The following is a 22,934-nucleotide window of genomic DNA, read 5'->3' on the forward strand; positions in this document are numbered from 1 at the left end:
TCTCCTTGCAACAAACATCGTGAAAAACGCGTTTCCATACTTGCTATCTTCCCATCTCACTCTGTACAATGACTGTACCTGATAGAGAGAGCTGAAACAAGTACGCAAAAAAATTTGACAAAGGAAGCGCAGATTTTCTGAGACGGAGTAACACGTATGCTACAACGCATGACTCAACAAACGAAGGCGACGAAATGTCCCGCTGGAATATTCTCCGTTGGGGGGCGATTGAAATTGCAGATTGGCTATCATTTGCTCAGCGGGACCAAGCGCTTTGGCGAATTGCAGCGCCTTCTTCCTGAGACCAGTCGGCAAATGCTTACCATCCACTTACGAGAATTAGAGCAATTGGGCTTGATTTATCGAGAGGAATATGCACAAGTCCCCCCAAAGGTCGAATATTCGCTGACGGAACAGGGATGGAGTTTAGAGCCCATGCTTCGCCAGTTCAATGTATGGGGAGAGCAAATAGGTCTCGCTTTTTAAGGAGAGGAGCTGAGGCAGAAGCGCTCAGAAAACCGACAGACTGCGTAAAGAAGAGCACTCTTTGCTGTCGTCGAGTTTGTGAGAGCCCTTCTTTCCTCGGCTTTTCTCTCTGTGACATTACTTGACCGAAGCTCTAGTATTACAACGAGACTTTGTGGGATATACTGAAAGGAGAGAGGTCTGTACCTGGAGGTGAAACCGAATGTCTCTCATGGTCGATATAACCGCCGAGCAGCCGCCTCTTCCAGGTCGACTGGCAGTGCAGGACTTGACCTCAGAAGAGGTAGCTTCCCTGGCCGAAGAACTACTGGCTTATCATCAGCACTTCGCCCCGTTGTTGTATCGGCGCGAACAGCGGGAATGGGCGGAGATCTATGTGCGCGGACTGCTCACGGCGGATGTGCCCCGCAAAAATGTCGAAGCGATGGCCTTGCGTCTGTTGGGAGTGGGACCACATGCGGATCGGCAAGTGCGTGCCCTCCAGCAGTTCATTGGGGAAGGCAAGTGGGATGATGACGCGCTGCTGGCCGAACATCAGCGCCTGGTGAACGAGACGCTTGGCGAAGAGGATGGAGTCCTGATCGTGGATGGCTCGGACTTTCCCAAACATGGGAATCACTCAGCCGGTGTGGCGCCTCAATGGTGCGGCCACACCGGCAAAAAGGACAACTGCCAGGCCGGCATCTTCGTGGGCTATGCCAGTCGCAAGGGAGCCACATTACTTGACCGGCGGCTCTATCTGCCAGAATCCTGGTTCGCTGAGGATCATCAAACGCGGTGGCAGGATTGCCAGATTCCCGATGAGATCGTCTTTCAGACAAAGCATGAGTTAGCGGCGCAGCTGGTCGAGGGCATCATGGCTTCGGGTCGTCTCCAAGCCCAGTGGGTCGTCTGCGACGAAGGATATGGCGACTCCCCTGCTTTCCTGCAACGGCTGGATGCGGCGGGATTGTGGTATCTAGCCGAGGTGCCGCGAGATACCAAGGTCTGGCCACTGCTGGAAACCGACGGGCAGACGGAGCGCGCGCGCCCGCACAGCTGGTTTCGGTCCCAGATCCCCTCGCGCAAGGGGCCAGTTCCTCGGCGTGAGCGGCTGCATCCCAGCAGTCCAGCCAAAGTGCCCTTAGAGGACCTGGCCAAGCAGTGGCCTGCTTCTCGTTGGCAGCGCTACCGTCTGTTGGAGGGGCACAAAGGCCCGCTGGTCGCTGATTTTCTCGTGCTGCGCGCTATCCTGCCACTTGATCGGCTGCCAGGCCCTCAGGTCTGGGTGGTGATCCGACGCAAAGTCAGCGGTTTTGCAGAAGAGCCGGAATGGAAATTTTACTTGAGCAACGCTCCGCTGGAGACACCGCTTGCCACGTTTGTGCGGGTGAGCGGGATGCGCTGGCCCATCGAGACCTGTTTTACCGAATGCAAGGGGGAATTGGGCATGGACCACTACGAGCTGCGGTTCTGGCGCGGGTGGCACCATCACATGACTATGGTCATTCTCGCTCATCATTTCCTGGTTCGTTGGCAACAACGCCTCAACCAGAGAGAGGGGGATCTTGCGCCCAACAACGACACGCCCCTTGCCCACGCCAGGTGAGGTGCCCAGCTTGGACGCGCATGCCTCTCTGCCACTGAGCATCGCCCAGGTACGCTTGCTCTTGCAGGTTGCCTTGCCCCAACCCGTACTGGATCTGCCTGCAGCCCTGGCGTTGATCGCGTATCAGCAACGCCACAACTACGCCGCCTATTGCTCTCATCGCAAGCGGCTTCTTGCCCAATTGCAGGGGCTGCGTTGGTAAAGTCTCGTTGTAATACTAGGTGCGCACCGCTGGCGTCCGTCGGTTTTGCTGTCAACGATGCGTTGCGCCAAAAAAGGAAAATGCTCTCATGAGTGTCTAGAAGCGACCTGAGAGCATCATCATCATAAAAGAGGTGCTGGTGGAGAGATTCGTGGACGCCTCCCCGCTCTTATTCGCTGTTGTACTCCAGGGCGCTTCCCATGCGGCGTGAGAGGAATCATTGCTTGTCGGCGGACATCGTAATCCGCTGGCGTCCGGCGGCTTTGCCGTCAAATTTGGTGAGGTATACTCTCTCCCGAGTTTCCAATGTTAAATGTGTAGAAAAGTCAGGCATTCATGTGTGGGGTTTCTGACTGAGAGGTAACAGGTTGAGGGGCTTTATGTTTCCCAAGTAGATGGTAGCATTAGAAGCTGCTCTTCTATCTCCTGCCATACGCTCTCCTGGGCCTCTTGAAACGTTATGAAGCTTTTTGCTGCTGTTGCTGCCGCTATTTTTTGCGTGATGCGCTCTCCTACGTGGCGAAAATATGGCCTTTGTATCGTATAATGCGGCATGATATCCAGTTTGATATTGTTAAAATCAAAAAAATCCTCTGGCTCAAAGAGCAACGACATCAGATTGGCGTAATGTTCAACCGCGGCTAAGTGATTCCTGGTAAAATACTGAGGCTGGGTGCTTGAAATAAGCAAGCACCCAGCTATCTTTTCCTTGTGCGTGAGAGGATGCGCTACCGCACTTTGTTCATGTTCTGTCCAGTGTGTAAACGTGTACGGATCTTCGCGACTTTGAACCGCGGTCAGGCGACCGTACATAACGGCCGTGCCAGCAAGAGACTCGGCCCCCAGGAAGATCGTTTCCTGTTCGAGGTTGCTATTCCAGGGAGGTGTTCCTTTCCCGTTAATTTGACGCAGGCTCCGAACCCTGGTTCCTTGAAGGGGCCGCACACAGCGCATAATGGTTACCGCCATCCCCAGGCGGTCTGGATCAAGGTGTTCGATGATTTGTTGTAAAATGAGTTCATACATTACAAACGAAAACAATGCTTTAGGGGTATTCGCGTAAGCACTCAGGACACGTGTATAAAATGCAGATGGCGGATCTGGTGGTCTGCTCGTTGTCATTGCATTCTCCTGAGAGAAACTCGGGAAATCTGCGATGATCAATTGAGCAAATGCCTTATGGGAGTGGCGCGGGATCGCTCCGAGCAAGAGGCGTATATTTTCGTGACGAGGTTTTGAATCTTTATTCACCCAACGTAGAAGAGTGATAGGATTGATACCAACCTCTTGAGCGATGCGTTGTCTTTCTTGAGGATCCTTAATAATTTCTCCCAGGAGTTCTTGCCATGTACGATACACATTTATCTCCCATATTTCCTACCCGGCCAATTTAGCACGTTTCTACTCCCTACTGCGCTATGTTAGCACCTCATGTTAAAAATATCAACACCTTGAAGCAGGAGTCTCCTGCCTGAAGGCCCGACTTTTATCGGTTTCAATACCCCATGCATACATGCAGGGCTTGTCCCTAACCCACGAGGGGTTGAGACGAGAGGCCGTCTGACAACGACCCACTCAGGACAGATGTACCATCCTGAGCAAGAGAAGCCATGCACTTCTCCCGAATATTGATTGCAGCATTGAGGTCGGCATTGAGTTGATAGCCACAGGAGCGGCAGTGAAAGACCGATTGAGAACGGCGGTTGTTTCGGGCTTGATACCCACACTGCGAACAGGCTTGCGAGGTATGACGAGGATCAATACGCTCAACCACCACTCCTTGCTCTTGCGCTTTGTAGGCAAGAAAGCTATACAACTGCGCAAAGGACCAGGAATGCAGTTTCCGCTGCCCTTCACCTTTGCGATGGCGAACCCCTTCTCGAAGGTTGGTCAAGTTCTCAAGAACGAGAGTAGCCCCAGGGATGACACTTTGCACGATGCGTTTGGAGAGGACATGATCACAGTCCCGGTGGAAAAGCATCTGCTTCCGCGACATCTTTTTGAGATGCCGTTTGGCAGACGCGCGATCCTTTGGACTGCAGTTTGCGGCGGAGGCGAAAACGGCGACGGTCAACTTCTTTCCAGTGACGAGAGCCAAGGAACTGACGGTGCGAGGTCACGGCGGGACGATTCAAACCCAAATCCACACCAACAACTGTGTCATTGCGTTGTACGGTTGGCTCAGGGATCTCAACAACCACGTGTAACCACCACTTCCCTTTGCGGGAGAGAAGGTCTGCGGTGGCAACCTTGCATTCTCGGTACCGCTCGCTGAAATGAGGAACGAGAAAGGGGGCACTCATTTTGCCTTGGGTGGTCGAGACACGAACCGTTTGCCTCGCCCAATTGAGAGAGTAGGTGTGAACGTTATAGCGAACCGCGCACTGCTCGGAATGAGGACAGCGAACAGGTTTGAAGGTGGGGGCAGGTCTGCCTTGCTTCTGTGCTTTGGCAACCTTCTTGGGATAGGCAGCTTCCTTCTTGGCTTTCCAGGTCAAGGCACTTCTCAACGTTTCTGTGGCTTTGACACGGGCCTGGATGAGCAAGTCACTGACCAGACCAGAACACAAGGCTTTCGTCTCGTAGTACGTGGCGTGATGAAGTTTGACACCGTTCTTCTCGCCGTGTTGCCATCCATAGGCACACACATGATTGTAGGCAACGGTAAATTGCGCCAACGTCTCCTGCAAGGCTTGTGCTTGTTCCGTATTCGGTTGAAGTTGAATCCGTACTGTCCTATCTATACGCAAAATATACCATATATGCATAATTTGTGCCAAATAGCAAAATGCGAGAAAAGAAGAAAGGAGTGCGCCATGCTCCTCCTCATGTCTAAAGTCAGAGGTCCCCGCATGGCGCAATTTTATGATGGAAGCAGCATCAGATGCAGGACAGGAAGCTTGAGCTTTCACCTCCCTGTTTGCCAGCTCTTCTTTCCCAGATAGCTTCTTCAGCCATGTGGCGAATTCACTTTGTTAAATGTGTAGAAGAGACAGGTTTCAAAAACAGGGGGATCGATGGCGCGGTTTGATAAGAAAGTTAAGATAGCAAGCATACAGGTGCTTTTCGTGTATTAAGAAGCCATAAAAAAAGGTGGTAATACGGAAATATGCCTTGTTCTTTTAAAAGAACATGAATATACTAAATATATGTGAGAAAAGTAGACGATAGATGCCTTTGGAGAGAAAGAGAGAGCAGCTATGGAACCGGATCTTCCTCCACCCCTAGAGGGAGCCGATACGTATGTCCTTGACGCGGAAAGTGCCATGGAAATGGCACGTTTAATCAGGCTCGACCAGATGACTACACAAGGTATGGGGGGGCATCTGGCAGGGTTGCAGCCGCTGCCAGAAGGCGCACAGGTGCTGGATATTGCCTGTGGCCCCGGTTGCTGGGCGCTTGACCTGGCATTTTTGCATCCAGATATGGAAGTGGTTGGTATTGATATCAGCCGCACCATGATTGCGTATGCCAATGCCAGAGCATACTCGCAAGGGAATAACAACGTCTCTTTTGAGGTGATGGATGTCACGAAACCGCTCGATTTCGCTGACCATTCCTTTGATCTGGTGAATGGGCGCTTACTCAGTTCTTTTCTGCGTCGAGATGCCTGGTCACTCCTGCTCCAGGAGTGCCAACGCATCCTGCGACCAGGAGGCATTCTGCGCATCACCGAAACGGATCACGGCGGCATTACCTCCAGCCCTGCCTTTGATCAGCTTAATACCTTCCTGTTTCGTGCCATGCACACGATGGGCTATGGGTTCGCCCCAAATGGGGTAACACTTGGTATCACCCCTATGCTTGAACGTATATTTCGCCAGGCTAACTATAGCCATCTGCAGCGGCAGGCTCATGCGGTCAATTTTTCGCGAGACGCAGAGGCGTGGACGGATTTCTACCGCAATACCGAAATTGTGTTCCTCCAAGCTCTACCAATGTTACAAAAAGTGGATATGGCAAGCAAAGAAGAATTGGATGTTCTGTATCATACCATGCTCTCTGAGATGCAACAGGAGGCATTCTGTGGCATGTGGTACTTGCTGACAGTTTGGGGAACTACGCCAGTATAAGGCCTTCTTACTCTATAGCGTGCTCATACGACCCGTGCTTGTAGTCAAGGATGATGGGTCAAGAACCCCCACATTGAATGTGTGGGGGCTTGCTCAAACGGCTAGAGCAACGCAATTCTTGGACTAGTGGGCTTTGTTTTTCGGAACAGACAGCAGCGTGAGGGGCTACAAGGATGTACACGGACGCCACCCTAATCCGTACCACTCCTAGCCACGCCGAAGCTGATGCTACGGATACACTCGTAGCTACGCCTCTCATGCCACCATGAAGGGTCATATTCACCCTGGCCTGGACCAGGAGAAGGGCAATCCCTTATGCGCATACCTGTTGTCGATACACGCGGGATCGCGCTCATGCCATGCACACCAGCGAAAGCCCGCCACTTGCTCAAAAGCGGCAACGCACGACCCAAGCGCAACAAGCTTGGGCTGTTTTACATCCAACTGAGCTACGAACAGGAACCGGACAACCAACCCCTCGTCGCAGGGGTCGATCCTGGGTCGAAGTTTGAAGGGGTGAGCGTGGTCGGCACCAAAGACACCGTGCTCAACCTGATGGTGGAAGCTCCCGATCATGTCAAAGGTGCGGTTGCGACCAGGCGCACGATGCGCAGGGCCAGACGGCAGCGAAAGTGACGTAGGCCCAAGCGCTTTCACAACCGTCTCAACCACACGCAGCGCCTTCCCCCCTCAACGAGAAGTCGATGGGAAGCCAAAGCCAGGATTCTTGCGCACTTGCGGACCATCCTTCCATTGACGGATGTGGTGGTAGAAGATGTGCAGGCGGTCACACGCAAGGGCAAAGGGGGCACATGGAACGGCTCCTTTAGTCCTGTGCAAGTGGGGAAGGAGCATCTCTACCGACTCTTGCGAGAGATGGGACTCACCCTGCATCTGCGCGAGGGCTGGCAGACGAAGGAACTTCGAGAGCAGCATGGCCTCAAAAAGACGAAGAGCAAGTCGAAGCAGTCCTTTGAGTCGCATACGGTGGATAGTTGGGTGCTCGCCGCCTCGATTAGTGGGGCAGAGCACCCCACCTGCACCCGTCTGTGGTACATGGTGCCAGCCATCTTGCATCGTCGGCAACTCCATCGTTTGCAAGCGTCAAAGGGAGGCGTGCGCAAGCCCTATGGGGGAACCCGCTCATTGGGCGTGAAACGGGGAACCCTTGTCGAGCACAAGAAATACGGACTTTGTACCGTCGGCGGATGTGACCGCAAGCGAAACACCATCAGTTTGCACGAATACCGAACGAATAAACGACTCACGCAAGGAGCGAAAGTGGAGACCTGTCGCGTCTTGACCTGGGTGGCATGGCGCTCCTGGTTGATCAGAGGAAAGCACACATCGTCAAAAGGCAAGGGATGCCACCCTTCTTTGTCCCAACAAGGAACGCCTGTTTCCTCCCCTGACTGAAGCACAGGGGGCTTCACAGGCGGAGATGAAGCAAAGGAGGCTTTATGAGACAGCATCGTCTTGCAGTGTGTCTCATCCTGGTTGCGCTTGCACTCTTTGGGGCGGTTTTCTCCCCATCCTCAGTGCATGCCGCGCCAAAGACGGCGACCTGTCAATCGCTCTCTGTGCCTGTGGCTCTAGGTCCTGGACTCCCTACGAACTACCGCATCTACGGTCAGCTTTGCAACCCGCCCGGTGGTCCAAGCCACACCGTCCAACTGCTGGTCCCCGGCGGAACCTACAGCCACGTCTATTGGGATTTTCCCTACCAGCCCAAGCTTTATTCCTATGTCCGTGCACTCAACGCGGCAGGATATAGTACCTTTGCCATCGACCGCATCGGTATAGGGCAAAGCTCGCATCCCCCTGTTGGCCTGCTCACGGTGGTCATGGGAACGAATGCCTACATTGTCCATGAGATTGTGCAGGCCTTACGCAACGGGATCATTGGCAATCAGCCGTTTGCCCGAGTGCTGCTGGTTGCTCACTCGCTGGGCTCAGTCGCCGCCTGGATCGAGGCAGGCACCTATCAAGATGTGAATGGAGTCATCATCAGTGGACTATTGCATCATCTCAATACGGTCAGCCTGGCAGCGGTCGTGGCCACGCTCTATCCCGCCACTCTGGACCCGCGTTTTATAGGTAATCTGCTCAATGTGAACTACTTGGGTTATCTGACGACGGTGCCGGGGACGCGAGGACATGATTTCTACTATGTGCCCGGTGCTGACCCTGGCGTCCTCGCAACCGATGAGGCGACGAAGGAGACGGCAACACCTGGAGAGTTTGCTAGCTTCTCACTACCCATTATTGATGGCGTCTCAGAACTGATAAAGGTCCCTGTGCTTGTGGTGGTTGGACAGCAAGATAGTCTGTTTTGCGGCCTCGCCGCCACAGATTGCAGTAGTGCGGCCTCAGTCCAGCAAGCTGAAGCTCCATTCTACACAGCACAAGCGCAGTTGCAGGTAGTGGTCATTCCTAATGCTGGGCATGATCTCAACCTACATAAAACGGCACCACTCTGGTTTGACGCAGCTCGAGCGTGGGCGTACCAGCACGTCACGCCTTAGGAGATACTGAAACAGTTTTGACATAAGCACTCAATTGTGTTAAAATGTGTTTATGCAGAACACATATGATATTCAAGCGTTTGGAAAACGTATTGGGAAGTCTACCAAAACGCTGCAAAAATGGGATCGTGAAGGCAAGCTCGTCGCCCATCGTTCTCCACAATCAAATAGGCGCTATTATACTCACGACCAGTATCTTGAGTATCGTGGGCTAAAAGCACCGGAGCAGGGACTTACCATTGCCTACTCACGCGTCTCTGGAATTACTCAAAAGCCTGATTTAGTCAACCAAACAAAAGCGTTAGAAGCCTATTGTCATCAGCATTCGCTCAAGGTCGATGAATGGATGTCGGATATTGGCAGTGGGCTAAACTACAAACGCAAACAATTCAATCGGCTTATGGAGATGGTTGAACTTGGTCAGGTACGGCGTATCATTCTTGCTCATCGAGATCGGTTGGTTCGTTTTGGATATGAATACTTTGAAGCCTTTTGTGAGCGACATCATACCCAACTTATCGTCATCAATGGCGAAAATCATTCTCCTGAACAAGAATTGGTACGTGACCTCATTGCTATCGTGACAGTCTTCTCTGCCAGATTACATGGACTGCGTTCCTACAAGAAAGCGATTAAGGATGCTGCTTTGCAAAAAGATCAGAATGAACGTTTCTGAGCAAGACGCGGCAACCCTTGAATTTATGCAAGGCAAGTGCAGGGGACTCTACAACTGGTGGGTGCTCAAGCTCAGGAATGGTGAGAAATGGGATCTCTACGATGCTAAGAAAAACCTACAAGAGAGCAAACAACATGATCCCGAGCTTGTTCAGGTGTATGGAAAGCTTTTACAAGAGGTCTACTATCGCCTCGATGGAGCCATGAAAGCTTTCTTTCGCAGAGTCAAAGCCGGAGAAGCACCGGGATTCCCACGGGTACGCCCACGGCATTCCTTTTTTACGCTTTGCTATCCCGCTATGTACCTCAAAATTGAAGGCGACAAGCTCATTTTGCCCACCGGAGGCAAGGGCAAAAACAAGCAATACTCCAACATCGTTGCGCGCTTGACTGAGATACCGCCTGAACAGTTTAAAGAAGTGGCGATCAGTCGAGATGGTAAGGGAAACTACTTCGCGTCATTTGTGAGAGAGCGCCAAGAGAAACAGCATGAGATAGATGGAATCGTTGCCTTTGATCTTGGCATCAAAACACTGGCAACTGGCGTAAATGAGCAAGGCAGAATCTACACGGTTGGCGGCTTTAAAGGATCACGCTGGTACAACAAACAACTCGACAAGATTCGATCCAAGCGTGATAAGTGTAAGAAAAAATCACGTCGGTATATCCATCTCAGTAAGGTTTACAAGCGCGTTTCCCAGAAGAAACGCAACAAACAACAGGATAGCTTGCATAAAGCATCCCATCTTATCAGCCACAACTTGGTTGAAAGAACTATTGTGGTTGGTGACCTTTCACAGAGGCAAATGGTTACGAAACAGCATGTAGAGCGCAATAAACATCTGAATCGAGCGGTCTATAACGAGTGGGGCTTGTACGCCTTTCTCGAAATGCTGAAGTACAAATGTGTCCTCTCTGGGAAAGAGTTGCATTTCTTAGATGAGCGCAACACGTCCAAGCAGTGTAGTGGCTGTGGCAATCTGCAAGCCATGCCATTGTGGAAGAGAACGTATTGTTGCGTCGAATGTGGACTCGTCATGGATCGAGATGAGAACAGTGCACACAATATCCTGACGAGGTTCTTTGCGCGGCGAGCGCCACACACCGAAAGGTGCGGTGTGCTGCATACGCCCCAAAGCGGCGTAGATGTCACGAGGGCATCCTGTGAGGGGCAAGTGCAGCAATTGAATTTGTTTGAGAGTGCGTAAGCACTTTTGAGTAGATTTAGAAAGGCAGATCATGCTAAAGTGTGCATCGCATCAGCACTGAGAATGAGGTTTGTGACCAGGGCTGGATGCAGCGGGGCAACTGCGGCACTGATCTCATGCTCATAGCTTTCCACGGCGCGTTGCGCCAGCACAAGAGCGAATCGGCACCTGTGCGTTTTGCCGTCGGTTTTGCTGTCAACGATGCGTTGCGCAAAAAAAAGAAAACGCGCTCATGAGTGTCTAGAAGCGACCTGAGAGCATCATCATCATAAAGGAGGTGCTGGTGGAGAGATCCGCCGGCGCCTCCTCGCCTCTTTTCGCCGCTGTCCGCCAGGGTGCTTTCCGTGCGGCGTGAGAGGAATCGTCGTTCATCGGCGCACATCGTGATTCGCTGGTATCCGGCGGCTTTGCCGTCAATTTGCTGTCAAAATTGAGGGGCGAGAATCGCTCTCCTTGCAAGTTAGGACGGGGGGTTCCAGATGGTTAGCTCATGTAGTATTTTGCTGATGGGATTAGAAGGCATGAGCAATCGGATAAACGAACCTCGAAAAGCTGCATTCAACGCGTCTGTGAAAGGTCTGCCTTTTGCCGAAGAGTCTGTCATTCCTGAGCGGATGAAAGGTCTATCCGCTGCTGAAAGATCTACCATCATTTCTAAACGTTTACTTTCTTCAAAAAGTCTATTATTTGCAACGCCAAAGGTAGACTTTTCTGAAGAAGATAGACCCTTTGCAGGAAATAGATGAGAGAACAAGTGTCCATTCAACAGCAGATTCTTCAGTGGTGGCAGTGGTATTGTTCTTTTCCGCTTGAGCAACAGTTAATACTCATGGAGAGCTGACAGGAGGTAGTGACTTATGAATTGATAAAGGGAGTCAACCTCATAAGGGCTAAAGCCTCGAAATAGGAAAAATGACAAAAACCAAGCAAATAGCGTGACAATATAGGCTACTTTAGCGATATCTTATATAGGTATAAATATTGAGGTAGGTGTAGGGAGCCCATGGGGCTAAACCTTTGCCCTGGAAGAGTAGTTAGGAAAACTCCCGCCGTTAATTATTAAAAAAATATTTATGAATTTTTGGAGCCTATCCATGCGTATTTTGTTTGTTGCACCTTATCCATTATCGCGTATTCGCATTCGGTCATATGGATTTGTCAGTCAACTGGCAAAACGGCATGATGTAACGGCGTTGGTGCTTTGTTCCAATAAGCGCGAAGTTCGTGATGTACAGGATCTGAGAGATGATGGCCTGACGGTATGTGCAGTTGAGGATAAGCGCGTGTGGAAAGTATGGCGTGTCTTATGCGCCATATTCACATCTCAGCCACTACAAGTGGCCTTCGACGCCTCTTCCTCTCTCCGTGGAGCGTTTAATGAGCTGCTTGCTGGCAGAGACTTTGATATTGTCCACGTAGAGTTAATTCGCACGCTTGGTGCTCTACCACAAGAGATAAGTCTTCCGGTAGTCTGGGACGCTGTAGATTGTATTAGCATGCTCTATGAGCAGGGGGCGAAATACGGCGCGACTCCTGTGCTACGCTTGATAGGCAAAAGTGAAGCCGCGCGTACACGCGCATATGAATATACGCAGCTCCGGCGCTTTCAGCATGTGCTGGTGACCTCGCCTCGCGACCAAGAGGCACTCAAGCTTATCGCGCAAGATGCCGGGCTTGGAGCGGATAAGCGGCCCCCCGCTCCCATTACCGCTCTGCCACATGGCGTGGATCAAGAGTATTACCAATACTATCAAGGGGAGCGGCAGCCAGAGATGCTCATCTTCTCAGGCAAGATGAGCTTTCACGCCAATGTAGCAGGAGCGTTACACTTGGCGAAAAACATCATGCCTTTGATATGGCGTGAGCGTCCACAGGTACGCCTGGTGATAGCTGGTAGTAAGCCACCAACCAACGTGCGTTCCCTGGCGCAGGACTCACGTATTGGCGTAACCGGATATATTGATGATCTTCGGTCTTCCATCAGACAGGCCCATGTCGCGGTCTGTCCCTTACCATATGCCGTAGGTGTGCAAAATAAGGCTCTCGAGGCTATGGCCCTGGGAACTCCAGTTGTTGCCAGCTCTCACGTCACCGCCGGTTTAAAGGCTGTGCCTGGACAAGATATTCTGGTTGCCGATGAACCAGAGCTATTCGCACAAGCTGTGTTATGCCTGCTAGAGGACCAGGCATTGTGGCAGATGATTTCTCAAAATGGGCATATGTATATTGAAAAGCACCATAATTGGAAGCATATTGTGAACGATTTAACAGCAATATATGCGCAAACCATATATGATACTAATGCTCGCTTACTTGCACAGGAGCGTTAAGCAAAGAGCACTGCCTATGAAGACAAGCATAAAAGTGTATGTTGGAGGAGATCAGGGCATGGTGAATCAAAGAGTGTATAGTAAGCTTAACTATGGACAACCGGAATTGCTGATGTCTTTTATTTCGCTTCACGATATGCAGTGGCAGGAGGCGCGTGTTTCACGAGTGTACCATATGACGAAACGAGCGCTTGATATTACTGGAGCTCTGTGTGGATTGGCTCTGCTAGGCATAGCATTGGTGTTTGTCGGTATTCTTATGTATTGCGAAGATCCAGGACCTCTTTTTTATAAGCAGAAACGGGTTGGGCGTTATGGGAAGCCTTTTTATTTGTATAAATTACGAACTATGATCGTCAATGCGGATGAGTATCTCAAGCAGCATCCAGCTTTGTTAGCTGAATGGCAGATAAATGGTAAATTGCAAAATGATCCTCGCATTACAAGGATTGGAAGGTTTCTCCGCCGTACGAGCCTTGACGAGCTACCGCAAATGTTGAACGTGTTGCGTGGAGATATGAGCCTGGTTGGTCCCAGGGCGATCCAGTTTTCCGAGATCGAAGCCTTTAGCGAGCTATTTGCCTTGCGTCAGATGGTTAAGCCCGGCCTAACTGGCTTATGGCAGGTCAGTGGACGTTCGATGACCAGCTATGAGCAGCGAAATATTCTTGATTGTACTTACGTTATGGAATGCTCGCTAAGGATGGATCTGCAAATCCTGATAAAGACACTCCCTGTCGTTCTGAACGGAGATGGAGCTTTTTAAAAAAGAGAGTGCAAAAATGCAAATATATATACGGCATTTCCTTTGGGTCCTGAAGCGCTACTTGTTGCTGATCATCGTTGGCGTCGTGCTCTGCACCGTGCTGACGGGAGTCGTCAGTGTCATGAAAGCGCCAAAGTATGAGGCTGTGGCCACGGTCCAGGTCTCTATCGCTACTGGCGATAGCACAAATGATGTGTATAGTAACCAGGCGCTTGCCGTCGGCTATGCTCTCAAAATGACGAATAGCGAAGTCCTCAAAGCGGCTTCGCAGAAATCGGGAGTATCGGTAAAGGATCTGCAGGATTCTATCACTGCCGCGCCTCTCGATAGCACCCAGCTTATCGGTGTACACGCGATAACGGAAGACGCGCAAAAGTCTGCCTTTGAGGCCAACGCCGTCGCCAATGCTTTTATTGAGTATGAGAAGGGTAGCGAGACCCGGCGCCTACAGGGCATCCTTGACAAACTCCGGCTCGAAATAACAACCGCTCAGAGCGCGGGTGATCAGACCGCCGCCAGCGGATTACAGGTGACCTATAATAATGTAGTGACTCAGCTCTCTATGCTGGATAGCGGTCTCTTTCTTGAAGAGCCGGCATTGCCACCAACGACGCCCAATGGCACCGGTTTGACGACTAACCTTGTCCTGGGTTTCGGATTAAGCCTGGTTTTGATGTGTGTCTTTGCGATTTTGCTTGACTGGATTGACGTTTCGATTAAGACGCCAGAAGATGTGGCCCGGCTTGCTCAGCTTGAGCCATTGGGTAGTATTCCACTACGCAAAGGCGTCTCAACGTTGGCTCCGCCCCTAGTTGCCAATGATGAGGTACTGGACGAGGCATTTACAGTTGTTGGAGCCAATTTCCAGGCTTTGTATGTGGGCCAGCGCTCTCTGCTCGTGACGGGCATGCGCGGTCGCGATGGTGTTACGACGGTTGCATCTCAGCTAGCAATTTCCCTGGTACAGGCTGGATTGCGCGTGTTGCTGATTGACGCCAATTTGCGTCGACCGGCGCAGCACCAGGTGTTTAAGGCGAATAACGCGCGAGGTTTAGCAACAGTATTGACAGATGTCTATGTGCTGAAGAAGCAGCGCTCTCAGTTGCCCGCGTGGCTTAGCCAATGGAAAACGCCGATGTCGAATCTCTGGCTATTGCCTGCTGGAGCCGTCTCGGTTCCTCCCTTGACGGTTCTGCGCTCGATGGAGCTACGGAAGCTTGTGGATTGGCTGGTGCAGGATATTACTGCGCCGGGAGGCAGTTCAGCGGTAGACCTGATTATTTTTGACGCGCCCTCGCTAGATGCGCAGGCTGATGTTAGCACGCTCGCCACGCTCTGTGATGGATGTGTGCTTGTGATGGAGGCTGGAAAGACAAGCAAGGATAGCCTGAAAACCGCCCAGGCTCTGCTCCAGCGCCTCTCTGCTCCTCTCGTTGGCGTCGTGGTCAATCGCCAGAAAGAGGCACATCATCCTTATTTCTATGCAGGCCAGCAACAGGAGGAAGGTGTAGTTGTAGACACAGTTCCTGTCGCTAAATACGCGCCCCGACGCTCAGCAGAAGAGGTAGCAGCCGCACCTGTCCCTTCTCCTTCTCCTAAACCGGGCCCAGTACTTCCCTCTTCCGTTCCCCTCACGCCTGATGTGCCGACTGCTCTACTCGCCTTGGAGGAGATATCCGCGCCCGCACTGGTCGCCAAATCTGCCTCTCTGACTCCTGAAGCGCGAAAGAGTAGTAGCCCGACATCTTTTGAACAGAGTGAAGAGCATGCCCCCCAGGCCGAAGCCCAGGCTAACCCGCGTGTAGGTATGGCGCGAGCGAGTGGTTGGAAGGCACCGAGCGCTAAAAAGGCAGAGGAGGATGACAATTGGGGACGTTCGCAGCATGTCATTTCTGCACCAGAGCAGTCTTATCAGCAGAATAGAAACTAGCCATGGATATGTCTACTGAGGAGCGAGCGGTGAGGAGAAGCCCTTCTCCGCAGCCGCTCCGGCGGATGCTTACCGAAAACTTTACCTTTTCGCTACCACAGGCCCTATTGTTGCTACTTTTTATCCTGTTCATGCTTCTGGTGGTTGCGGGGAGTGCGGGTATGGTCTCGCCAGTGCTTGCCATTGGAGGGCTTATGGGGGCGGGCGTCGTCGCTTTGACACTGCGCTATCCACTCATGGCCTTAATCCTGGTCTGTATGGGCGCGGGCCTGCCGTCGTTTCTTGTGCCGGTGCCGGGGCATACAATGCGTCCAATTGAAGCCGCGTTGTTTCTATGTGTGGGTCTCATTATTGTGCGTCGCCCTACATTCCACCCACGAACGCCCCACATAATAATGGCGATATTCTTCATTATCGCTATCATATCCTTTATACACGTGCCGCAGATAGGCGATTTGAACTCGTATGGAGCGAATAAGCGACTCTATGGCGCGCTGTTACTGGCGTTATCCTTCTTTGTTGGTACATTCTTTGCCGGATATGTCAAAGATGTCTCCTCGTTTTTGACGCTCGCGCTCTTGTCGAATGTGCCGATGTTGTCGATTGGCTTAGGGCAGGCGCTAAAACTTCCCATGCCGGAACTGCTGGTGCCAAGCCAGGCCATTGAGGTGACGCAAGAGGGGCGTTTAAGCGGACCATTCGACTCCCCTACCACGTTCGCCTATTCCATGTTGGTAGTGTTTGCGGTAGCTCTGGCTTGCTGGCTACTTGGCGCGCGCAGGCGAGACCGCGTGGTGGGCTTTTGTATGAGTATAGCCTCGGCTGCGGAATTGCTGCTGAGTGGCACACGTATGGCGTGCGCGATAGCTCTACTCCTCTTGATCGTAGCGCTCCTGATGACGCGACGTTATAAGACGTTGCTCGCTACTCTAGGTTTGCTGGCGCTTGGGGCCGCGCTGCTCTTTAATACCTTGCTTCCTAAATTCTTGCATGGCGAGGCGTCTGATAGCAATCGCTTCTTTTTGTGGGGCAAGGCTCTACATTTGATTGAGGAGAATCCCTGGGTAGGTATTGGCATGGCTCAGTTCCCCAACTATTACAGTACCTACATCGTGAGCCTTGCGGATCATCTCGATCCAGCGGGAATCAGCGTGCATAACCAGTATCTGGAATGGGCAATGGAGAGCGGGGTCTTATGGTGTATTGCGGGTGTTCTTCTGATGCTAAGCCTGCTTGTGATTTGCCGGCGAGCATATACCGCCGCACACGAAACGCGTGTGATCCACCTGGCGGCCATTTTGATGGTGATTGGATATCTCTGTATCTGCCTGACGGATGTACCATTTGACAAGCCGGAATCAACGACATGGCTCTTTCTCATTGCAGGTGTCGCTGTTGGATGTGCCGTGCGGGTGCGTTCGAGGACAGCACAAGTGACAACCATAGCACCTCGGAGCGTGTTGGCTCAGCGTGTAGCAAAGGTGCAGGTCGATCAAGAAAACGAGCAGGAGAAAGCCAGGCTTGCCTTTATCCCTGGGATGACAGATACAGGGAAGATAACCTTACGTTTGCCGACGCCATATATGCGAGCACTCAATAGTGAGCGTATTCAATCCGCAAAGGGCTATCTACCTCCATCACCAAGACTACAGAGCTATGATGCGTCAAGAGAATTGACAATGCCGCTCCCGGCACTTGACCTTGGAGCGGATGCAGTGGCTCCTAGCGCTCGCAAAACCAGCCACTCAATCATTATTCAGTTGATCTCATGGGCAATTGCGATACCAATCATTTTTCCAACAACCGCGATGCTTACTCGCTCCTTTGGACCTGTGCGCTATGGCGAATATAACTTTATGCTAACGGTCCTGGCGATATGCGCATTGCTCTCCCTGACTGGCATGGATCCCTTAATCAGTCGCTATTTGAGCCGACAAAAGCGTGAGCAGTGGAGTGAAACACTTAGCGACGCGCTAAGTACACGCCTGTTCACTGGCGTCATAGTCGCAGCTGGCGCAGCACTGGTGACCTGCCTTATTCCAATGGAGAGCGAGCAACGCAGCCTGCTCCTTCTTGGTTATGGCACATTGCTCTTTAGTTACTCTTTTAATTGCGTGCGCTGTGTCTATGAAACTGCTTTTGGTACGGAACAACGAGTTGGTGCCATATCGCTGTTGACGACAATCAACCGCATAACAACAGCCGGGCTGATCGGGTTGGCCGTGTATCTGCACCTCTCCTTCCTCTGGATGTATGTATTAATTGCCTATTCTGATATTCCCTACTTTATTATTCTTGTGATCCTTTCATCGCGGCGTTATAAGATACACCTTCGCTTCAGGCCCAAGCGTATGTGGAAGATTATTACTGAAAGCCTTATCTTTACTGGCCACGACGCCCTTGCGCTTCTCACTGGACAGATGGATGTGTTAGTTTTACGGCCTCTGGGGGGAATGCTGAACGTAGGGATATATTCGCTTGCCCTGAGAATTACCAATCCACTCATGAATATTGTCTTTGCTTATGTAAGCGGGTTATTCCCCTATCTGAGCAAGACGTTTGAAGAGGGCTTCAATGCTTTCTCAAATCTCTATTATGAGTCAACGCGTATCCTGGCGCTTGGGATTGTTCCATTGGCGGTGTTTGTAGTTATCATGGCTCCCCAGATTGTGGGGCTGATTGCAGGCCCTGAGTATACGATGGCTGTCGCGTCAACCCAGTTTTTAATGATAGGTATTACTTTTGGCTTCTTTACGCAATTAGCGGTGCGAACCTGTATGGCAGCCAATAAAGAGAACAGAATTCCTCTCATTACAGGTGCAACTCTGATCGTCAACATTGTCTCAAATGTGCTGTTTATTTCACTATGGGGCGCAACAGGGGCGGCGATTGCCGCCGTAATAAGCGAAGCATTCTCTGTCTGCTCCTTCTCATTACTACTCGCGCGTGATGTTCAACTCTGGCGTATTCTGCGTGTCTTCGCACAGATTATTGTTGGGACTATTCCTGGTGCACTCTTTCTGATCTGGCAAGTGCAGTGGTCGTTATTCTACCTCACGCCTGTGTTCTTTGTACTTGTGCTTGTTGGTTGTTCTCTAACCAGGGCGGTATCACTGAAGGATATTCGACTGATTCGTCAGGTCGTCTTAAAACGGACAGGCAAAGCCACTTAATGTGGAAGGAAGTATATGTGGAAAAAAGATATGTACAAACAAACGATCTTGGAAATAATGATTTCGTACTAATTAAGAGGAGTCTTGTATGCGTGTCGCAATTGATTTAATAATCGCGGAAAAAGAACCTGGTGGGATGCTTTTTGCTACTCGCGCTTTATTAGAAGGATTAGCACGAACTGACCAGACGAACGAATATATCGTTATCACGACACGTCCTAAAGAATATAAAGAGCTTGCCAACGCGCCTTCTATCACTATCTATCCGGTGAAGTTGCGTACCTGGCGAGGGGTTTTGATTCAGCACCAGTTGACATTGCCGGATATCCTTAAGAAATTGAAGCCAGATGTTCTCCACGTTCCAGCCTTTGCCGCGCCTATTGGCTGGCACGGTCCACTCGTTATCACAGTTCATGATCTGGCGTTTGTCAAAGTTCCCCAACAATCATCCCTGTATGCACGCCTGTACTGGCAGTATCTCTTGCGTGAAAGCGTGCGCCGTGCGCAATGCGTCATCTCGATATCAGAGCAGACAAGCGAAGAATTGCGAACGCTTTGGAGCATTGAAGATGAACGAATTCACTTGATTCATAACGCCATCCGTCCTTTGTTGCACCTGAATACGGTAGCGAATGAAGCACAAGCGAGGATGCACCAGCGTTACGGCAAACGTTATATTCTGCATGTAGGGCGTATCATGCCTCGTAAAAACGTAGAGACGCTTATCGCAGCATTCAATGCCATCGCTGATCGGTTACCTGATCTGAATCTGGTGCTGGTGGGTGGCGAGGGCCATGGTAGTGCTGACGTCGTCCAGCAGGCGAAGACTTCGCCGTTTCACGAGCGTATTCATCTGGCTGGTTGGATTCCTGATGAGGATATGAGCGCGTTGTACGCCGCAGCCGAGGTCCTGGTTGTACCCTCAAAGCATGAAGGTTTTGGCCTGCCAGCTCTTGAGGCAATGGTTTGTGAGACGCCTGTCATTGCTAGCCCTGGAGCTGCCAGTATGGAGATCGCTGGGGATGCCGTTATGCGTGTCGATTGTGAGGACACCTCGAAGCTGTCTGAAGCTATCGTTGAGGTTGTTACCAACCAGGCGCTACGCGAGCAATTGGTGCGACACGGCAAAACACAGGTTGAGCCATTTACCTGCGAGAGTTGTGCGCGAGCAACTTGTCGAATCTATGAACTAGCAGCTGGTCTGCCCCCTACGAAAGGAATGGACCAGGAGCCCGTCGTGGCAAGGAGCAGATCAACCTTCTCGCGTGCTCGCTGATGATTAAGGAGCGCTATCACATGACCAAACCTCATGTTAGTGTTATTATCCCTTTCTCTCGTAAGGAGCAGGCACAGGTTGTTTTGGCGTGTTTGGGGCAACAGACCTATCCAGCGGATCTTGTAGAGATTTTGCTTGTTGGCGCGCAGAGCAGTGTCCTATCCCAACACTGGGCCATTAAGGCCGTCGAAACGAAGCCCATTTACTATCCTGGTGAGGCACGAAACATTGGTGCGCACGAGGCAATGGGCAAGTATCTCTTGTTCCTCGATGATGATTGTGCCCCGGCTGCTAACTGGATTGAAGAGAACGTTGCAGCACTGAAGCGGCCGGGGATAGGGGCCGTGGGAGGCCTGATCGCGGGCAAGTCGAGAGCCTTTTTTGCGCGTTGCGTGGACTTTAGCCGCTTTGGTTTCTATCAAGTCGGTAAAGAAAGGACGATGGTGGTCTGTTCTGCTAGTCTTGGTGTAGAGAGAGAGGTATTTATGGAGGTCGGCGGGTTCGATGAGACGCTACGTTCAGAGGAGGATATGGATTTCTGCTATCGGTTGCAAGCACATGGGTATAGAACGCTCTACCAGCCAACTATCAAGGTTATACATGACCATCGGCGCACGACGCTAAGCGCGTTGCTGCGTTATAGTTACTTTTATGGGCGTGTGAGCGGCCTCCATGTAAAGCGTCTTTATCCAGGATTATCACGACGCAACAAGATCCTGTCCATGGTTCAGCACCCATATCTCTATCCACTGATGATGCTGCCTATTTCTCTGGGGGCTACGCTCAATATCGTGCGTCTGACAGTGCGTGAACATCCTGCTGTCTTATTGTACTCTCCCTTTATTGTCGCGTCAAAGCTTGCCAGTCATATCGGTATCTGGCGCTGGTTATTACATGGAGCACCCCTCAGAGGGGGAGGTAATGCGGAATAAGGTTGTAATTGCGGTTTGATCACGGCTGTGCAACCTTAAAGAGCGCCCAGGCGCAAAGTGAGCACTCATGTTTATAGGAAGAATTAAGCAAACCTGGCTCTTACTTCTCGTTCTCGTTCTCGTTCTCGTTGTGGCAAGCGTAATAGCAGCTATAAGGTTGGTGGCTTTCAACGAGATTGCATCCTCTTCCTCTCCTCTTTCAACTCCTATAGTCTCGAAGCATAAGCCCTCGTCTATTCCCTCATACTATGTTGAAGGTAAGACGATCTTTGATAATCAAGGGAAGGTATATATCCCTTATGGTGTACATAGTACAGCCCTGTTCCAGCCCAACTGGCGTCAAAGCCCGGATTACATAAACTTTACTCAGGATCAGATCAAGGCAGCGCGAACCTTCTGGCACGCTAATGTAATCACGTTTCAGATTTCGCGAGAGAACCTCTTTCTAGATCATCAAAACCCGACAACATTGGATGAAGACTACCTGGCGGCAATGGATAGGGCTGTAGCATGGACGACGCAGGAGCAAATGAATGTGATCTTCAACCTGCAAACTGAGGCGTCTAGCAATGAGATTATGGCAACTCCGGCTGATATCACTTTCTGGCAGGTTGTCGCGGGGCGTTATAAGGAGAATCAGAAGGTCTTCTTTGACATCTTTAACGAGCCACGAAACTTTTACGACTGGAATCTCTGGCAGAATGGCGGCGTGCGTGACGGCGTGCAGTATGTGGGAATGCAGCAACTTGTAGATGCCATACGCCAGACCGGAGCCCAAAATCTGATCCTGGCGCAGGGGCAGGGTGCGGGTGAGAGCTTCGACTATGACAACTTTCGCGGTCATTTGTTGAAGGGCGCGAACATTGTCTATGCGATCCACCCTTATTTAAGCAATACACAGCATGCAACGCAAGATGATTGGGAGGATTGGTGGGGACTGTCAGTACGCAAGCTAGATGTTCCCTTTGTCATTGGTGAATGGAACGAAACGCCAGGGAGTGGTTGTATCGCAAACGCCGGTACGGTTGTTCCTCAATTTCTCAGGTATGTGCAGGCGTTGCATCTCGGGCTGATAGCCTGGGCGCTTACTCCGGGCGCACTTATTCGTGGCGACGGTGATGGGAATGCTTCATGGGATTGGACACACCTGACAAGCTTTGATACCCCCACACATGCCTGTAATGATGAAATGAACTATCCCTATTTTGATTCATATGCTCAAGGTGCAGGACAACTTATCCTTCAATTCTTGCGTGAGCATTCGCCTTTCCCTCACGCGAAATAAGGGAGAGGCGATTATGGCCCTCCCTCCAGGGCATAGGGAACATAACAGTTTGTGTCAAAGACGAGATAGATGACAATTACTGTTCGCTTGCTGGAAGCATTGGATTTCGCTATCAAGGAGTACGGTGAGCCAAAGAGTGTAGTGATTGTGCCAATGCGAATGAGTGGCCAGTTATCATGCTGTCTGATATCCGCTTCCTTCCAACACAGTGGATTGGATTGTGTGTCTGTTTGACACCAGCCCGCGTGTGCACAGGTTGCGTGGTTGACGTAGGTCCGAGTTGCATATGTGATGCGATAGGGGAGACCTCCTTGTCCTGGTAAGGCAAATCCAAAGTGATTTGCCATCCAAGGAAGTTCCAGCCAGGAAAGGCCGAGGACAACGGCGAGGCTTCCTCCTAAGATGATGACCCAGAGAAACTGATACTTTTTCAACATAACTTTGTCTTCCTTGGCGTGCTTATTATGTTTTTTTACCTTTATGTA

The 22,934-nt window shown here is 51.1% G+C and carries 20 protein-coding genes and 1 pseudogene; 17 read left to right on the top strand and 4 right to left on the bottom strand.

The annotated features are described in order from the left end of the window. Window positions 1–156: 156 nt before the first annotated feature. The 3 genes from KTE_RS22770 (at window position 157) to KTE_RS22780 (ending at window position 2,276) form a co-directional block, all read left to right on the top strand. Window positions 157–486, top strand: a complete 330-nt coding sequence (locus KTE_RS22770) for a helix-turn-helix domain-containing protein (protein WP_236600528.1) — start codon at window positions 157–159, stop codon at window positions 484–486. A gap of 202 nt (window positions 487–688) precedes the next feature. Beyond that, window positions 689–2,074, top strand: coding sequence for an IS701 family transposase (locus KTE_RS22775; RefSeq protein WP_201381820.1), 1,386 nt, complete (start codon window positions 689–691; stop codon window positions 2,072–2,074). Next, window positions 2,034–2,276: a hypothetical protein gene (locus tag KTE_RS22780; protein WP_201368949.1), complete on the top strand. Its 243-nt coding sequence runs from the start codon at window positions 2,034–2,036 to the stop codon at window positions 2,274–2,276. Before KTE_RS22775 ends, KTE_RS22780 begins: the two co-directional genes overlap by 41 nt. A gap of 378 nt (window positions 2,277–2,654) precedes the next feature. Here the strand turns inward: KTE_RS22780 and KTE_RS22785 are convergent, their stop codons facing one another. The 3 genes from KTE_RS22785 to KTE_RS22795 all read right to left on the bottom strand — a co-directional run bounded on the left by KTE_RS22785 (window position 2,655) and on the right by KTE_RS22795 (window position 5,026). Further along, window positions 2,655–3,635: a GAF domain-containing protein gene (locus tag KTE_RS22785; RefSeq protein ID WP_201384937.1), complete on the bottom strand. Its 981-nt coding sequence runs from the start codon at window positions 3,633–3,635 to the stop codon at window positions 2,655–2,657. Window positions 3,636–3,804: 169 nt separating this feature from the next. Continuing rightward, a complete protein-coding gene (locus tag KTE_RS22790) occupies window positions 3,805–4,257 on the bottom strand; it encodes an RNA-guided endonuclease TnpB family protein (protein ID WP_201384939.1) in 453 nt (150 codons plus the stop codon). Further along, complete coding sequence (locus tag KTE_RS22795) at window positions 4,235–5,026, bottom strand: transposase (RefSeq protein ID WP_201384941.1); 792 nt, start codon at window positions 5,024–5,026, stop codon at window positions 4,235–4,237. Before KTE_RS22795 ends, KTE_RS22790 begins: the two co-directional genes overlap by 23 nt. Before the next feature lie 450 nt (window positions 5,027–5,476). Here KTE_RS22795 and KTE_RS22800 point away from each other — a divergent pair, with 450 nt between their 5' ends. From KTE_RS22800 to KTE_RS22865, 14 genes and pseudogenes are all read left to right on the top strand, one after another. After that, a complete protein-coding gene (locus KTE_RS22800) occupies window positions 5,477–6,349 on the top strand; it encodes a class I SAM-dependent methyltransferase (protein WP_201384943.1) in 873 nt (290 codons plus the stop codon). 315 nt (window positions 6,350–6,664) lie between these two features. Then, window positions 6,665–7,765, top strand: a pseudogene (locus KTE_RS22805) (RRXRR domain-containing protein). A gap of 44 nt (window positions 7,766–7,809) precedes the next feature. Continuing rightward, on the top strand, window positions 7,810–8,874 hold the full coding sequence (locus tag KTE_RS22810; RefSeq protein ID WP_201384944.1) for an alpha/beta hydrolase: 1,065 nt from the start codon (window positions 7,810–7,812) through the stop codon (window positions 8,872–8,874). A gap of 52 nt (window positions 8,875–8,926) precedes the next feature. Next, a complete protein-coding gene (locus KTE_RS22815; protein WP_201384947.1) occupies window positions 8,927–9,550 on the top strand; it encodes an IS607 family transposase in 624 nt (207 codons plus the stop codon). Beyond that, window positions 9,513–10,757 (top strand): RNA-guided endonuclease TnpB family protein, encoded by a 1,245-nt coding sequence (locus tag KTE_RS22820; protein WP_201384949.1) that lies wholly within the window; start codon window positions 9,513–9,515, stop codon window positions 10,755–10,757. The genes KTE_RS22815 and KTE_RS22820 overlap by 38 nt, the downstream gene beginning before the upstream one ends. Window positions 10,758–10,798: 41 nt before the next feature. Then, window positions 10,799–10,993: a hypothetical protein gene (locus KTE_RS22825; RefSeq protein ID WP_201384951.1), complete on the top strand. Its 195-nt coding sequence runs from the start codon at window positions 10,799–10,801 to the stop codon at window positions 10,991–10,993. A gap of 285 nt (window positions 10,994–11,278) precedes the next feature. Then, window positions 11,279–11,503 carry a hypothetical protein gene (locus KTE_RS22830; RefSeq protein WP_236600529.1) on the top strand — a complete coding sequence of 75 codons (225 nt, stop codon included), beginning with the start codon at window positions 11,279–11,281 and terminating at the stop codon, window positions 11,501–11,503. Window positions 11,504–11,851: 348 nt separating this feature from the next. Further along, a complete protein-coding gene (locus tag KTE_RS22835; RefSeq protein WP_201384955.1) occupies window positions 11,852–13,087 on the top strand; it encodes a glycosyltransferase in 1,236 nt (411 codons plus the stop codon). 16 nt (window positions 13,088–13,103) lie between these two features. Next, on the top strand, window positions 13,104–13,853 hold the full coding sequence (locus KTE_RS22840) for a sugar transferase (RefSeq protein WP_201384957.1): 750 nt from the start codon (window positions 13,104–13,106) through the stop codon (window positions 13,851–13,853). 16 nt (window positions 13,854–13,869) lie between these two features. Continuing rightward, on the top strand, window positions 13,870–15,783 hold the full coding sequence (locus tag KTE_RS22845) for a polysaccharide biosynthesis tyrosine autokinase (protein WP_201384959.1): 1,914 nt from the start codon (window positions 13,870–13,872) through the stop codon (window positions 15,781–15,783). A gap of 2 nt (window positions 15,784–15,785) precedes the next feature. After that, on the top strand, window positions 15,786–18,956 hold the full coding sequence (locus tag KTE_RS22850) for an oligosaccharide flippase family protein (RefSeq protein ID WP_201384961.1): 3,171 nt from the start codon (window positions 15,786–15,788) through the stop codon (window positions 18,954–18,956). Window positions 18,957–19,044: 88 nt separating this feature from the next. Next, a complete protein-coding gene (locus KTE_RS22855; RefSeq protein ID WP_201384964.1) occupies window positions 19,045–20,232 on the top strand; it encodes a glycosyltransferase family 1 protein in 1,188 nt (395 codons plus the stop codon). 20 nt (window positions 20,233–20,252) lie between these two features. Continuing rightward, on the top strand, window positions 20,253–21,164 hold the full coding sequence (locus tag KTE_RS22860) for a glycosyltransferase family 2 protein (protein ID WP_201384966.1): 912 nt from the start codon (window positions 20,253–20,255) through the stop codon (window positions 21,162–21,164). Between the two features lie 67 nt (window positions 21,165–21,231). Continuing rightward, a complete protein-coding gene (locus KTE_RS22865; RefSeq protein ID WP_201384968.1) occupies window positions 21,232–22,449 on the top strand; it encodes a glycoside hydrolase family 5 protein in 1,218 nt (405 codons plus the stop codon). Between the two features lie 11 nt (window positions 22,450–22,460). Here KTE_RS22865 and KTE_RS22870 read toward each other — a convergent pair whose 3' ends face one another. Continuing rightward, window positions 22,461–22,886 (bottom strand): hypothetical protein, encoded by a 426-nt coding sequence (locus tag KTE_RS22870; protein ID WP_201384969.1) that lies wholly within the window; start codon window positions 22,884–22,886, stop codon window positions 22,461–22,463. Window positions 22,887–22,934: the final 48 nt, after the last annotated feature.

It is taken from the genome of Ktedonobacter sp. SOSP1-85 (assembly GCF_016587415.1).
Classification (GTDB): Bacteria; Chloroflexota; Ktedonobacteria; order Ktedonobacterales; family Ktedonobacteraceae; genus Ktedonobacter.

Coding starts and splice junctions, on each gene's coding strand:
- KTE_RS22770 (WP_236600528.1), top strand. CDS start 157: ATGCTACAACGCATGACTCAACAAACGAAGGCGACGAAATGTCCCGCT.
- KTE_RS22775 (WP_201381820.1), top strand. CDS start 689: ATGTCTCTCATGGTCGATATAACCGCCGAGCAGCCGCCTCTTCCAGGT.
- KTE_RS22790 (WP_201384939.1), bottom strand. CDS start 4,257: ATGCTTTTCCACCGGGACTGTGATCATGTCCTCTCCAAACGCATCGTG.
- KTE_RS22800 (WP_201384943.1), top strand. CDS start 5,477: ATGGAACCGGATCTTCCTCCACCCCTAGAGGGAGCCGATACGTATGTC.
- KTE_RS22810 (WP_201384944.1), top strand. CDS start 7,810: ATGAGACAGCATCGTCTTGCAGTGTGTCTCATCCTGGTTGCGCTTGCA.
- KTE_RS22815 (WP_201384947.1), top strand. CDS start 8,927: ATGCAGAACACATATGATATTCAAGCGTTTGGAAAACGTATTGGGAAG.
- KTE_RS22820 (WP_201384949.1), top strand. CDS start 9,513: ATGCTGCTTTGCAAAAAGATCAGAATGAACGTTTCTGAGCAAGACGCG.
- KTE_RS22830 (WP_236600529.1), top strand. CDS start 11,279: ATGAGCAATCGGATAAACGAACCTCGAAAAGCTGCATTCAACGCGTCT.
- KTE_RS22835 (WP_201384955.1), top strand. CDS start 11,852: ATGCGTATTTTGTTTGTTGCACCTTATCCATTATCGCGTATTCGCATT.
- KTE_RS22840 (WP_201384957.1), top strand. CDS start 13,104: ATGAAGACAAGCATAAAAGTGTATGTTGGAGGAGATCAGGGCATGGTG.
- KTE_RS22845 (WP_201384959.1), top strand. CDS start 13,870: ATGCAAATATATATACGGCATTTCCTTTGGGTCCTGAAGCGCTACTTG.
- KTE_RS22850 (WP_201384961.1), top strand. CDS start 15,786: ATGGATATGTCTACTGAGGAGCGAGCGGTGAGGAGAAGCCCTTCTCCG.
- KTE_RS22855 (WP_201384964.1), top strand. CDS start 19,045: ATGCGTGTCGCAATTGATTTAATAATCGCGGAAAAAGAACCTGGTGGG.
- KTE_RS22860 (WP_201384966.1), top strand. CDS start 20,253: ATGACCAAACCTCATGTTAGTGTTATTATCCCTTTCTCTCGTAAGGAG.
- KTE_RS22865 (WP_201384968.1), top strand. CDS start 21,232: ATGTTTATAGGAAGAATTAAGCAAACCTGGCTCTTACTTCTCGTTCTC.
- KTE_RS22870 (WP_201384969.1), bottom strand. CDS start 22,886: ATGTTGAAAAAGTATCAGTTTCTCTGGGTCATCATCTTAGGAGGAAGC.